The 14,012-nt window shown below is 46.0% G+C and carries 7 protein-coding genes, 2 tRNA genes and 2 rRNA genes; 2 read left to right on the top strand and 9 right to left on the bottom strand.

Going from position 1 to position 14,012, the window contains the following annotated elements; genetic code table 11:
• Positions 1-73 precede the first annotated feature (73 nt).
• The 5 genes from SPUTW3181_RS08655 to gmhB form a co-directional block, all read right to left on the bottom strand.
• Positions 74-2,966 (bottom strand): 23S ribosomal RNA (locus SPUTW3181_RS08655).
• 443 nt (positions 2,967-3,409) lie between these two features.
• Positions 3,410-3,485 (bottom strand) — tRNA-Ala (locus tag SPUTW3181_RS08650).
• Between the two features lie 137 nt (positions 3,486-3,622).
• Positions 3,623-3,699, bottom strand: a tRNA-Ile gene (locus tag SPUTW3181_RS08645).
• A gap of 242 nt (positions 3,700-3,941) precedes the next feature.
• Positions 3,942-5,484 (bottom strand): 16S ribosomal RNA (locus SPUTW3181_RS08640).
• The 16S and 23S rRNA genes sit together here with 2 tRNA genes alongside, the layout of an rRNA operon.
• A gap of 398 nt (positions 5,485-5,882) precedes the next feature.
• On the bottom strand, positions 5,883-6,434 hold the full coding sequence (gene gmhB / locus SPUTW3181_RS08635; protein ID WP_011788992.1) for a D-glycero-beta-D-manno-heptose 1,7-bisphosphate 7-phosphatase: 552 nt from the start codon (positions 6,432-6,434) through the stop codon (positions 5,883-5,885).
• A 351-nt stretch (positions 6,435-6,785) separates the two neighbouring features.
• Here gmhB and SPUTW3181_RS08630 point away from each other — a divergent pair, with 351 nt between their 5' ends.
• Both SPUTW3181_RS08630 and SPUTW3181_RS08625 read left to right on the top strand, forming a co-directional pair.
• Entirely contained in the window at positions 6,786-7,457 is a 672-nt protein-coding gene (locus tag SPUTW3181_RS08630; protein ID WP_014610775.1) for a GntR family transcriptional regulator, read from the top strand.
• A 92-nt stretch (positions 7,458-7,549) separates the two neighbouring features.
• Positions 7,550-8,614 (top strand): ketoacyl-ACP synthase III, encoded by a 1,065-nt coding sequence (locus tag SPUTW3181_RS08625; RefSeq protein ID WP_011788990.1) that lies wholly within the window; start codon positions 7,550-7,552, stop codon positions 8,612-8,614.
• A gap of 197 nt (positions 8,615-8,811) precedes the next feature.
• Here the strand turns inward: SPUTW3181_RS08625 and SPUTW3181_RS08620 are convergent, their stop codons facing one another.
• From SPUTW3181_RS08620 to SPUTW3181_RS08605, 4 genes are all read right to left on the bottom strand, one after another.
• Positions 8,812-9,483, bottom strand: coding sequence for an exonuclease domain-containing protein (locus SPUTW3181_RS08620; RefSeq protein WP_011788989.1), 672 nt, complete (start codon positions 9,481-9,483; stop codon positions 8,812-8,814).
• Positions 9,484-9,498: 15 nt separating this feature from the next.
• Positions 9,499-11,346 carry a DUF294 nucleotidyltransferase-like domain-containing protein gene (locus tag SPUTW3181_RS08615; RefSeq protein WP_011788988.1) on the bottom strand — a complete coding sequence of 616 codons (1,848 nt, stop codon included), beginning with the start codon at positions 11,344-11,346 and terminating at the stop codon, positions 9,499-9,501.
• Between the two features lie 142 nt (positions 11,347-11,488).
• A complete protein-coding gene (locus SPUTW3181_RS08610) occupies positions 11,489-13,225 on the bottom strand; it encodes a sodium:solute symporter family protein (RefSeq protein ID WP_011788987.1) in 1,737 nt (578 codons plus the stop codon).
• 11 nt (positions 13,226-13,236) lie between these two features.
• Positions 13,237-13,503 carry a DUF4212 domain-containing protein gene (locus tag SPUTW3181_RS08605; protein WP_011788986.1) on the bottom strand — a complete coding sequence of 89 codons (267 nt, stop codon included), beginning with the start codon at positions 13,501-13,503 and terminating at the stop codon, positions 13,237-13,239.
• Between the last annotated feature and the right edge of the window lie 509 nt (positions 13,504-14,012).

Below are 14,012 nucleotides of genomic sequence, written 5' to 3'. Positions count from 1 at the left end.
GCATTTTATGACCACACTTCATTAAGTGTTTATATTCTGTCTAAGGCTTCTTTGTAAAACCCATCTGGGTTGTATGGTTAAGCCTCTCGAGTCATTAGTACATGTTAGCTCAACGCCTCACAACGCTTACACACCATGCCTATCAACGTCCTAGTCTCGAACGGCTCTTTAGTGGACTTATAGTCCAAGGGATGACTCATCTTGGGGCTCGCTTCCCGCTTAGATGCTTTCAGCGGTTATCGATTCCGAACGTAGCTACCGGGCAATGCCATTGGCATGACAACCCGAACACCAGCGGTTCGTTCACTCCGGTCCTCTCGTACTAGGAGCAACTCCCCTCAATCATCCAACGCCCACGGCAGATAGGGACCGAACTGTCTCACGACGTTCTGAACCCAGCTCGCGTACCACTTTAAATGGCGAACAGCCATACCCTTGGGACCGACTTCAGCCCCAGGATGTGATGAGCCGACATCGAGGTGCCAAACACCGCCGTCGATATGAACTCTTGGGCGGTATCAGCCTGTTATCCCCGGAGTACCTTTTATCCGTTGAGCGATGGCCCTTCCATTCAGAACCACCGGATCACTATGACCTACTTTCGTACCTGCTCGACGTGTATGTCTCGCAGTTAAGCTGGCTTATGCCATTGCACTAACCGTACGATGTCCGACCGTACTTAGCCAACCTTCGTGCTCCTCCGTTACTCTTTGGGAGGAGACCGCCCCAGTCAAACTACCCACCAGGCACTGTCCCTAACCCCGATTAGGGGTCTAGGTTAGAACATCAAAACTACAAGGGTGGTATTTCAAGGACGACTCCATCAGGACTAGCGTCCCAACTTCATAGTCTCCCACCTATCCTACACATGTAGGTTCAATGTTCAGTGCCAAGCTATAGTAAAGGTTCACGGGGTCTTTCCGTCTAGCCGCGGGTATACGGCATCTTCACCGCAATTTCAACTTCACTGAGTCTCGGCTGGAGACAGCGTGGCCATCATTACGCCATTCGTGCAGGTCGGAACTTACCCGACAAGGAATTTCGCTACCTTAGGACCGTTATAGTTACGGCCGCCGTTTACCGGGGCTTCGATCATGAGCTTCTCTTGCGATAACCCAATCAATTAACCTTCCGGCACCGGGCAGGCGTCACACCGTATACTTCCTCTTGCGAGTTTGCACAGTGCTGTGTTTTTGATAAACAGTTGCAGCCACCTGGTATCTGCGACTCCCGTCAGCTTAGAGAGCAAGTCTCATCACCAACAGGAGCGTACCTTCTCCCGAAGTTACGGTACCATTTTGCCTAGTTCCTTCAGCCGAGTTCTCTCAAGCGCCTTGGTATTCTCTACCCGACCACCTGTGTCGGTTTGGGGTACGATTCCCGCTAACCTGAAGCTTAGAAGATTTTCCTGGAAGCATGGCATCAACTACTTCAGTCCCGTAGGACCTCGTCATCAGCTCTCAGTGTATAGCAACCCGGATTTGCCTAAGTCACCCACCTACCACCTTAAACGCGGACTACCAACGCCGCGCTAGCCTAGCCTTCTCCGTCTCTCCATCGCAGTTAGCGGAAGTACAGAAATATTAATCTGTTTCCCATCGATTACGCCTTTCGGCCTCACCTTAGGGGTCGACTCACCCTGCCCCGATTAACGTTGGACAGGAACCCTTGGTCTTTCGGCGAGGGGGTTTTTCACCCCCTTTATCGTTACTCATGTCAGCATTCGCACTTCTGATACCTCCAGCGTGGGTTACCCCTTCACCTTCAACGGCTTACAGAACGCTCCTCTACCGCGCAACCCTAATGGGCTGCACCCGTAGCTTCGGTGGTATGTTTAGCCCCGTTACATCTTCCGCGCAGGCCGACTCGACTAGTGAGCTATTACGCTTTCTTTAAATGATGGCTGCTTCTAAGCCAACATCCTAGCTGTCTAAGCCTTCCCACATCGTTTCCCACTTAACATACACTTTGGGACCTTAGCTGACGGTCTGGGTTGTTTCCCTTTTGACGACGGACGTTAGCACCCGCCGTCTGTCTCCCGAGTAGTACTCATTGGTATTCGGAGTTTGCAAAGGGTTGGTAAGTCGGGATGACCCCCTAGCCTTAACAGTGCTCTACCCCCAATGGTATTCGCTCGAGGCGCTACCTAAATAGCTTTCGAGGAGAACCAGATATCTCCCGGTTTGATTGGCCTTTCACCCCCAGCCACAAGTCATCCGCTAATTTTTCAACATTAGTCGGTTCGGTCCTCCAGTTGATGTTACTCAACCTTCAACCTGCCCATGGCTAGATCACCGGGTTTCGGGTCTACACCTTGCAACTAAACGCGCAGTTAACACTCGGTTTCCCTACGGCTCCGCTATTCGCTTAACCTCGCTACAAAATGTAAGTCGCTGACCCATTATACAAAAGGTACGCAGTCACGGTCTCAAGTACCGCTCCCACTGCTTGTACGTATACGGTTTCAGGTTCTATTTCACTCCCCTCACAGGGGTTCTTTTCGCCTTTCCCTCACGGTACTGGTTCACTATCGGTCAGTCAGGAGTATTTAGCCTTGGAGGATGGTCCCCCCATATTCAAACAGGATGTCACGTGTCCCGCCTTACTCGTTTTCATCTACGGTTAGTTTTCGTGTACGGGGCTATCACCCTGTGCCGCTGGACTTTCCAGACCATTCCACTAACACCCCATAGACTTAAGGGCTAATCCCCGTTCGCTCGCCGCTACTAGGGGAATCTCGGTTGATTTCTTTTCCTAAGGGTACTTAGATGTTTCAGTTCCCCTCGTTCGCCTCATGTAGCTATGTATTCACTACATGATGACCGCTTATGCGGCCGGGTTCCCCCATTCGGACATCGTTAGCTCAAATGCTTGTTACTAGCTCGCCAACGCTTTTCGCAAGTTACTACGTCCTTCATCGCCTCTGACTGCCAAGGCATCCACCGTATACGCTTAGTCGCTTAACCATACAACCCAGATAGGTTTCTTTTTCGCTTGCCACTCCTCTTGTTATGCGGCGTTGCAAGTCTCATTCCTCAATCATGTAGTGCTGCTACACTCATTCGTCATTCAACTTACGGCCTTGCCTAACAAGCGATTGGCTGCGCTTATCTTATCGAAATAAGAAAAAACACATCTCGAATTGTATTGCGACCAGCTTGGTTTTACTTGTCTCACTTCTGACCAAAGAAGTGGACGCGCCTTAGACTTGAATATTCAAGACACTTAATAAAGTGTTTGAGAACTCAATGTTTAATGCTCTCGCATTAAACTTTTTTCGTATCAACACAACGACAGACATCATTGTGTTTAATACTATCAGCTTTCCAAATTGTTAAAGAGCGGGCTTAAAAAAGCCAAAGATAATTTTTAAGTTTATCTTTGGCATCTCTAACCATAATGCAGTAAATGGTGGAGCTATGCGGGATCGAACCGCAGACCTCCTGCGTGCAAGGCAGGCGCTCTCCCAGCTGAGCTATAGCCCCATTTACATGCAGTGCGAGTAAATAAGATGTTCCAAACCTCTTAAAGGATTGGTTTGCCAATCATTTCTTATCAAGGCGGACAGTGGCGACGTTTAGTTCACTAAACGAGTCACTTTCCAACGCTGAGAAGGAAGGATTGGTGGGTCAGAGTGGACTTGAACCACCGACCTCACCCTTATCAGGGGTGCGCTCTAACCAGCTGAGCTACAGACCCATCTTATTGATAAATCTACAACCATCCAGAACCACTGACCTCACCCTACTCTTTATGAGGGGATTGGGGTGCTAACCAGCTGAGCTACAGACCCATCTTTGATAAACCTATTTAACTAGGTCCATCTTTTACTCTTTCTTCTATCAAGCAAATCTGTGTGAACACTCAAAAGGTACACGGATGTACCGAATGTCGAAAATGCAGGAGCATTTTTCGACCAAGCATCGAGTTAGTCGTATAGGTAAGGAGGTGATCCAGCCCCAGGTTCCCCTAGGGCTACCTTGTTACGACTTCACCCCAGTCATGAACCACAAAGTGGTGAGCGCCCCCCCGAAGGTTAAGCTACCCACTTCTTTTGCAGCCCACTCCCATGGTGTGACGGGCGGTGTGTACAAGGCCCGGGAACGTATTCACCGTGGCATTCTGATCCACGATTACTAGCGATTCCGACTTCATGGAGTCGAGTTGCAGACTCCAATCCGGACTACGACGAGCTTTGTGAGATTAGCTCCACCTCGCGGCTTTGCAACCCTCTGTACTCGCCATTGTAGCACGTGTGTAGCCCTACTCGTAAGGGCCATGATGACTTGACGTCGTCCCCACCTTCCTCCGGTTTATCACCGGCAGTCTCCCTAGAGTTCCCACCATTACGTGCTGGCAAATAAGGATAGGGGTTGCGCTCGTTGCGGGACTTAACCCAACATTTCACAACACGAGCTGACGACAGCCATGCAGCACCTGTCTCACAGTTCCCGAAGGCACCAATCCATCTCTGGAAAGTTCTGTGGATGTCAAGAGTAGGTAAGGTTCTTCGCGTTGCATCGAATTAAACCACATGCTCCACCGCTTGTGCGGGCCCCCGTCAATTCATTTGAGTTTTAACCTTGCGGCCGTACTCCCCAGGCGGTCTACTTAATGCGTTAGCTTGAGAGCCCAGTGTTCAAGACACCAAACTCCGAGTAGACATCGTTTACGGCGTGGACTACCAGGGTATCTAATCCTGTTTGCTCCCCACGCTTTCGTGCATGAGCGTCAGTCTTTGTCCAGGGGGCCGCCTTCGCCACCGGTATTCCTCCAGATCTCTACGCATTTCACCGCTACACCTGGAATTCTACCCCCCTCTACAAGACTCTAGTTCGCCAGTTCGAAATGCTATTCCTAGGTTGAGCCCAGGGCTTTCACATCTCGCTTAACAAACCGCCTGCGCACGCTTTACGCCCAGTAATTCCGATTAACGCTCGGACCCTCCGTATTACCGCGGCTGCTGGCACGGAGTTAGCCGGTCCTTCTTCTGTAGGTAACGTCACAGATATAGCGTATTAAACTACACCCTTTCCTCCCTACTGAAAGTGCTTTACAACCCGAAGGCCTTCTTCACACACGCGGCATGGCTGCATCAGGGTTTCCCCCATTGTGCAATATTCCCCACTGCTGCCTCCCGTAGGAGTCTGGGCCGTGTCTCAGTCCCAGTGTGGCTGATCATCCTCTCAGAACAGCTAGGGATCGTCGCCTTGGTGAGCCATTACCTCACCAACTAGCTAATCCCACCTAGGTTCATCCAATCGCGGAAGGCCCGAAGGTCCCCTCCTTTCCCCCGTAGGGCGTATGCGGTATTAGCAGTCGTTTCCAACTGTTATCCCCCTCGACTGGGCAGATCCCTAGGCATTACTCACCCGTCCGCCGCTCGCCACCTCAGAAGTAAACTCCCTTGTGCTGCCGCTCGACTTGCATGTGTTAGGCCTGCCGCCAGCGTTCAATCTGAGCCATGATCAAACTCTTCAATTAAAGTTTTGTTGCTTCCGTCTTGCGACTTCAGCGGCTCAATGAATTCTGATTTTTTGTTTCTAACTAAAGAAACAAACTGTACATATTGCTATGAACACTCATTGTTACATTGATTTAATTCTTTGACTGCCAACCCTAAGGCTAAGCAGTTTCGATTAACTTAACACCTGTGAGTGTCCACACAGATTTGCTTGATATATTGTTAAAGAGCATGATTAGCGGCTTATTCAGCGTTTAACCTTGACCCCGCTGGGTCAGTGGATGCGCATTATAGGGATGGCAGATTTTATCGCAACCCCTTTTTAGCGAATAATGACGAAAAACACTTCAAGCGCACATTTTTTAAACTAAATGTATATTTAATCAACCCTATTGCTGAGTTTAGGGTGAAATCTAAGCTAGGCTTTCAAGTAATCAGGTACATCAGCAATACTATCGAGCACTATTGTTGCATCACTACTGTCTGCAATCACTTTACCGCTACGCACTAATATACGTGTTGGCACACCTGCCGCTTTTGCCGCCTGCATATCATCAGCTTTATCACCCACCATCACTGACTGTGATAAGTCGACTTTTAAGAATTTAGCGGCATCGTTAAGCATACCAGGCTTGGGTTTACGGCAATCACAATCAACTTTATATTCACCCATCCCCTTTTCTGCATGGTGCGGGCAGTAGTAGATGCCATCGAGATCAACCCCTTTATCGGCAAAGTTCCAATCCATCCACTCTGTTAAACTGTGAAACTGATCTTCACTGTACATACCGCGGGCTATACCGGATTGGTTAGTGACGACGACTAACTTGTAGCCCATTTTTTTTAATGCGAGACATGCTTCGAACACACCTTCGATATATTCAAAATCATCAACTTGATGTACATAACCATGATCTTTATTGATAACACCATCACGGTCTAAAAAAACGGCTCGATTGACTGCAACCACAGTACTTACTCCACTCAAAACATCGCCCAAGGCGTTCTGTTGGGTATTATTTCATTCATTGCAATAAATTGCACCGCGAAGTTCACCTTTACTTCGATGGGCCCCATACAGAGGAACTCATGCTTAGAAGCAATAGGTGCTTAGAAGCAATAGGGTTTAGTGATGCTACGCAAAAGGATATCTAACACGGAAAATCTCAACTCAGCGGTAAAGAAGATTAAAACATACACTTTATATCGTTAAATCCATCTCATTATCCATGTACTCAATCGAGCATGCCCCTTTATTTGTGGTGTTTTTAGCGGTAACCTTGGGCGGATAATGAAAGAACAGCCGAAAATAGACGGAAAAATGAGTCGAACTACGCCTATAGTCCACAAAACCCGCACTCAGTTAGTTGTAGAAGCGCTCAGAGAGAAAATTCTTTCAGGGGACATAGCCGCAGGAGAACCGCTCAGACAAAGTGCTTTAGCTGAAGCCTTGCATGTGAGTAGGATCCCAGTAAGAGAAGCATTAGTGCAACTCGAAGCGGAAGGGTTAGTCAAATTCGAACCGCATAAGGGTGCAACTGCAACCGTATTATCCGTCGAACAAGTTACTGAACTATTTGAATTACGAGCAATGATTGAAACGGATCTGCTTGCAAAGGCAATTCCGCAACTCCAAGAACAAGATTTAATTAAAGCAGAACAGGTACTTGAGCAATTGGAATCGGCCTTTAAACATGAAGATGCCGTCGCCAGTTGGAGCGAGCTAAATACACAATTTCACACTTGTTTATATCAAGCCGCTAATCGCCCACATACCCTTGAGGTCGTCCACGGCCTTAATACAAACTGCGATAGATATATTCGTTTGCAATTGTTGTTGGCAGGGGGGATTCCTGCTGCAGAGCATGAGCACCGTGCCCTGCTCAACCATTGCAAATTAAGAGAAACAGAGAAAGCAACGGCGTTACTGCGACATCATATTTTGCATGCCGCAATGACTATCCGCGAGCTTGTCGCCAAACAGGTGGACTAGATCACGGACAGTTATTGGTTATACCGATAAGCTTTGTTGTCGATTCAAGGCAGCACTTCAAGTTCTGCCTTTTTTATTTGAGAGAAACTACCATGCAGTACGCCACTATCACAGGTTGGGGCAAGTGTGTCCCCCCCGCAACCTTGACTAACGATGATCTTGCAACTTTTATCGAAACGTCCGATGAATGGATTAAATCGCGCACAGGGATCAGTCAACGTCATATCAGCCATGTGAATACCTCTGAACTGGCATCCGTTGCCGCAAAGCGAGCCCTTGCAGCAGCGGGCATCGATGGCAGTGAGATAGATATGATCATTCTGGCAAGTGCCAGTCCAGATACATTAATCCCCAATATTGCATCGACGGTACAAGCCAATATTGGTTCAAACTGCGCTGCATTTGATATCAACGCAGCCTGTAGCGGTTTTCTATACGGCTTAGGTTTAGCGAGCTCTCAAATTAAAAGCGGCCAGAGCAAAAAAGTTTTAGTGATCGGGGCTGAACGCCTATCTTTCTATTTAGATTGGTCGCGCCGTGAAACCGCAGTACTATTTGGTGATGGTGCGGGTGCAGTTGTAGTAGAAGCCTCAACTATTCCAGGTGGTGTGCTCGGTTATGAGCTTAATAATGACCCTGATGGCCGTGATATTCTAAAAGCGGGTTTCGGTACCGCTATGGATAGATTCTCCGCCGAATCTTTAGATTTTTATATTCAATTTGATGGGCAAGAAATCTTTAAACGCGCCATTAATGGTATGAACAAGTTAAGCACTCAAGTGCTTGAAAAATGTGGTGTAGATAAAGACGAGGTCGATTTAGTCATTCCGCATCAAGCGAATGAACGTATTATCGATACACTTGTCAGTCGAATGAAAATCCCGAAAGAAAAAGCTTTTGTGAATATTGCTAACTATGGCAATACCTCAGCGGCGACGATTCCGATTGCCATTTGTGACGCCTTGGAAAAAGAACTTATCAAGCCACATCAAACCATACTGTCATGCGCTTTTGGGGCCGGATTAACTTCAGCAGCACTTCTTCTTCAATGGGGTGAGCGAGTGAAGCCGCTTAATATAAGTGATGCAGAGTTACCTCCTTGCGATCAAAGTGGCATTGAACTGGTCAAACGTGCGGTTGATTATTTTTGTAACTAAGTTTTGGCCAATAAGATTAATCACCACTTCCCAAAAAGCCATCCGATGATGGCTTTTTTAATCACTAAAATCACGTACAAAAAAGGGATGCGACACTCTTCCTGATAAAGCAATGAAAGACCGTCTACAAATGCGAACGTACAACAAACATAATCATCTAGTTAACCTTATGAAAAGCGAGATAATAACAAACAACATCAGGAAGATTGCTGCATTAGCTCAGCCACTTTGAGCTGCCTTGCCCCATCCATTGCAGCCACCTGCGCGAGTAACAGTTCAGCGCAAGCTAAGGCATCAGTTAATGCACTATGGGCTGAATAGACTGGTAAACCATAACGTTCACGGCAAGCACCAAGGCGTAAACTACCTTCTTTAATAGCATGATGTCCTCGTAACAATCGACGCTTTTCAAGCATTAAGGTATCTATCGAGGGTAAAAATACCGCTTGATGATAAATAGCCAAAATATCCTGCTGTAAAAATCGGCAATCTAATGGGGAATGATGCGCAACCAACACTCTGCCACGTGTTTTAGCAATAAACCATGCCATGGCGTCTTCAATGGTGACTGCTTGTACTAAATGATTATCGAGAATGCCGTGAATAGTGGCACTTTGGCCAACGCTGCCCCGAATTTGCACTAACTTTTGCAGTGCCCCCTCAAGTGGGATCACGCCGTGTTCAATAGGCACGAGACCTATACTGAGTATTTGATCTTGCAAAGGATCGAGCCCCGTCATCTCTAAATCCATCGCCATTAAAGGGGCTTCGGATACAGGCATCGAGAGTAAAGGCACAAGTGATTGATAATAATCTTTGAACAGTTGATGCTGACAGCGCAGAGCCCGCCAATTTAATCGCATCTTCATCAACAGAATACTCACCTAAAAGCTCCGCATAAATTTCATTTTCATGCCAGATTGAGCATCATGTACCACCTTAAAGGCGTCCCGTAATTGATGGCGAACTAATGATGATAAATGACCAGGTAACAAGTAGTTACTCACTTTTTGCCCCTGAGTATATTGGTAACCTTGATTAGCTAAGCGCATATGGGCGATAAACTCGTGGGCATCGGCCAAATTGAGTGCATCCTTACGATTGAGGATATTGGCATCCATCAAAGCGCGAATACGTTTGGCTGTATTGACTTCTTTTATGCCTGCTGACAGCGCATAGACACGGGCGATATCATTAATTAATGCATTACCTTTATGTTTTAAATCAATACCTTTTACTTCACTACCATCACGCTCGAGCACAAATGTGCGGAAAAAACCTAAGGGGGGAGATTCAATCAACGAATTCCCCGTCATTCCCGCAAGAAAGATATCGTTATCACGGGTTTGCGCTAATACTTTATCCTGCAATGCATCAAATAAGGTCTGTGGCCCATAAACCGAGCGCATATCAAAAAAAATACTGGCATGCATTAGCGCTTTAGGTTCTGGGGTTATCACCCACTTTTCAAATAGGTGCTGCCATTGTTTTAGTGACATTCGCCATTGTGGATTTTGTGCCATGATATTACCTGGACAAAAAACATAGCCACACTGATCTAACCCAGAACATACCGCATGGGTAAGCGCATCAAAATATCCCTTCGCATAGTCATCCATTTCTTCTGCAACCAGTAGACCATTATCTTGATCCGAACATGCAGCTTGATCCTGTCGACCTTGAGAGCCGAACGCTAACCAACAAAAGGCCATCGGTGGATCACCAAGAAGCTGCTGATTAAGCACGATTAACCGCCGCGTCAGTGCATCGGTAACCGAAGTCAATACACGTCCAATTTCTTCAGCCCTAGCATCGGCACTGATTAAATTCTGCAGCAATAGTGGAATTTGCTTACTGACAGAGATTAAGCTCGCCAGATCCTGCTGACGCTCAATTTCCCCAATAAGCAACAGCGGCTGAGAACCTTGTCCACGCAAGATATCGGTACTGGTTACCATGCCAATAGCCTTACCTTCATCAATAATAGGTAAATGATGAATATTATGCTCACTCATCAATAGCATAGCTTCAAAAATTAATGCATTCGACGAAATAGAAATCGGTGAAACCGTCATTGCTTGATGTACAGCTAGGCGACCATCGAGGCCTACTGCCAATACTCGATTACGTAAATCCTTATCCGTTAAAATACCCACTAATTTATGATTATCCGTCACCAACAAAGAAGATACGCGCGCATTTCGCATCAGGAGTGCAGCTTGGGTAACACTGGCATGGGCATCAATCATAATAGGATCGGAAGACATTAACGTACTGATACGACTTGTTGTCGTGAGATCTTTTGCTTTAAAACGCGCCTCATGCCGAAGACGCTTTGCAAAAGCTCGGGTGAAAAACTTATCGAAATGTCGGCTCTCACTCCTTAATTGATCAAACAAAGGTTGCGGTAGATGATAAACCAGACCATCCTCCAGTATTGCCACTTTGTTAACAACCTTCTCCCCCGATAGCAGTGTAGAAAAACCAAAAAATTCACCTTCACCCACTCTATCAACTAACACGCCTTCAGGATCTCTCACCTCAAAAGCACCACTGCGTACTATATATAGTTTCGGTGCATTGGCATCGAAGCTAACATAGCCCGAAGCCTTACTGTAATAACCTATGGTGATTGCCTTAGCACAACGTAAAACCACCTCATCAGGTAAGGTATCAAAGGGAACTAACCCCTTGAGAAATTGCACTACGGGTTGTAATTCACTCGCATTCATAGGCAACACCTTATTTTTAATCTGATATTCTCACCACTATAGCCCGCATTGCAGGTGAGCTACATTCGACTAAAGTCAGGCCAAGGCTAAAAAGCAAAAGAGCGCCGAAGCGCTCTTTATTTTCAACTATGTACTCGTCTTACTAGTGGCCACTCGCCTCGCTCGAACCTTTAGGGAAACGAATAGACTCAACCATTTCCTGTACATGTAATGGTGTTGCAGCTGTCACTTTACTAACGATTGCCGCGACTGCAAAGTTGACTATCATTCCAACCATACCGATACCCTCAGGTGAAATACCTAAGAACCAGTTCGCTGGTACGTTTGCCGTAGGATTAACAAACTTAAAGTAGATGATATAAGCCGCGGTAAACAGTAAACCTATTACCATACCCGCAATGGCACCTTCTTTATTCATTTTCTTAGAGAAGATCCCCATGACAATGGCAGGGAACAAGGACGATGCCGCCAAACCGAAGGCAAAAGCCACCACTGCAGCCACAAAGCCTGGAGGATTCACACCAAAGTAACCCGCAATCACAATCCCAATACCTGCGGCTAAACGTGCATATAACAACTCTTTCTTGTCCGATAAATTCGGCATGAAATTCTTTTTAAGCAGATCGTGTGATACTGAGGTTGAAATCACCAACAATAAACCTGCCGAAGTCGATAACGCTGCTGCTAAACCACCAGCAGCGACTAATGCAATAACCCACGCAGGTAAGTTTGCAATTTCAGGTGTAGCTAATACAATGATATCGTTATCGATTTTCATCTCATTACGACTTGCTGGGTCTTCAAACTTACCAGCAGCATAATATAACTTACCATCAGCATTCTTATCGTCCCACTTAATAAGACCCGTTTTCTCCCAGTTTTTAATCCAACCTGGGGCAGTCTCATAGGCAACACCATTAGCATCAGAGCCATTGATGGTTTCAATCATATTCACGCGAGAGAACGCCGCTAATGCAGGAACAGTTGTATACATGATAGAAATGAACACCAGTGCCCAACCTGCTGAAATACGCGCATCTTTTACACTAGGGACAGTGAAAAAACGAACGATAACATGGGGTAAACCTGCAGTTCCAACCATCAGAGCACCCGTAATGCAGAACACATCAATCATGCTTTTCGAGCCATCGGTATAAGGTGCAAACCCCAAATCAGCAGAGAGGTTATTTAACTTATCGAGTAAATAGACACCCGTATTATTACCCGCGGCATCAATCAGTTCAGCGCCAAAACCAATTTGCGGAATAATATGGCCCGTCATCATCACCGAGAGGAAGATTGCTGGCACCATAAAAGCGAAAATCAATACACAATATTGAGCAACCTGAGTATAGGTAATCCCTTTCATTCCGCCGAGTACGGCATAAAAGAACACCACTGCCATACCAATGTATACACCAGTGTCAACTTCCACTTCGAGGAAGCGTGAAAATACCACGCCCACACCCCGCATTTGCCCTGCAATATAAGTAAAACAAATGAAGATGGCGCAGATAACCGCAACAGTTCGTGCCGCCTGAGAGTAATAACGCTCCCCAATAAAATCTGGCACAGTAAATTTACCAAACTTACGTAAATACGGCGCCATACACAGGGCTAATAATACATAACCGCCAGTCCAACCCATTAGGTAAACGCTGCCGTCGTAACCGACGAAAGACACAATACCTGCTAATGAAATAAATGACGCTGCTGACATCCAATCTGCCGCCGTCGCCATACCATTAACCACAGGATGCACACCACCACCGGCAACATAAAACTCTTTTGTTGAACCCGCACGTGACCAAATTGCAATCCCGATGTAGAGCGCAAATGAAAGCCCTACGATAAGATACGTTAATCCTTGAACACCCATTCCAATTCCCCTTAGTCTTCTTGTACGTTATATTTTTTATCTAAGGCGTTGGCTTTTGCCGCATAGACAAAAATAAGCACAACGAATACATACATAGCTCCCTGTTGTGCAAACCAGAAACCTAATCTGAATCCCATGAAATGGATTTCATTCAGAACATCAACCAATAAAATACCGCACCCAAATGATACTGCGGCCCAAATAGCTAATAAGCTAAGGACGAGACGTAAATTCTCGCGCCAGTAGCCTTTTGCTTTTTCGTTATTTTCAAAACCCATAGCGACTCCCCTGTGCTGTTTTAATTTTAAGTCATGTTTAATCTAGCAATCGCTGGTGTGAGCACAATCACGACTTTCGTCTAAGTCGTGATTCAAAACATTGTCTGCAAATAGCGAATAGAAACAAATTCAAAGAGTTAACAATGACATTACATTTTGATACGGTTTTAACTTTTTTAACAGGTTAGACCAATGTCGAACAAGAATGAGTGATATGTGAATGGAGAAAGAGGATTTGCAACCAACAAATAGAAATAACTTATTGTCTGAACTAGGGAAATTAGAAATTTAAACGAGCTTTAATACGACTCTAGACTGGCTGAAAATCAGATGATTTGAGATTTTTAGCCTAAATTATTGAGAATTTTAATAATGAGTTTCGCAATCAATTAGAGACGTTACATCTCTCATCAAACCTAGATCAGGCCAATTACTTACCTTCTCATCATGTTATTTCGTCAAAATATCACGGTTTAATTCACCGTCACCTTGCAGGTTTACAACAAAAA

Origin of the sequence: Shewanella sp. W3-18-1 (assembly GCF_000015185.1) — a bacterium.
In the GTDB taxonomy this organism is placed as follows: domain Bacteria; phylum Pseudomonadota; class Gammaproteobacteria; order Enterobacterales; family Shewanellaceae; genus Shewanella; species Shewanella putrefaciens.
Note: the sequence above shows the minus strand (reverse complement) of the source record. Positions and strands in the feature narration are given on the sequence as shown.

Excerpts from the sequence above, each read along its gene's own strand:
- SPUTW3181_RS08630 (WP_014610775.1), top strand. The coding sequence starts at position 6,786 with ATGAGTCGAACTACGCCTATAGTCCACAAAACCCGCACTCAGTTAGTT.
- SPUTW3181_RS08625 (WP_011788990.1), top strand. The coding sequence starts at position 7,550 with ATGCAGTACGCCACTATCACAGGTTGGGGCAAGTGTGTCCCCCCCGCA.
- SPUTW3181_RS08620 (WP_011788989.1), bottom strand. The coding sequence starts at position 9,483 with ATGAAGATGCGATTAAATTGGCGGGCTCTGCGCTGTCAGCATCAACTG.
- SPUTW3181_RS08615 (WP_011788988.1), bottom strand. The coding sequence starts at position 11,346 with ATGAATGCGAGTGAATTACAACCCGTAGTGCAATTTCTCAAGGGGTTA.
- SPUTW3181_RS08610 (WP_011788987.1), bottom strand. The coding sequence starts at position 13,225 with ATGGGTGTTCAAGGATTAACGTATCTTATCGTAGGGCTTTCATTTGCG.
- SPUTW3181_RS08605 (WP_011788986.1), bottom strand. The coding sequence starts at position 13,503 with ATGGGTTTTGAAAATAACGAAAAAGCAAAAGGCTACTGGCGCGAGAAT.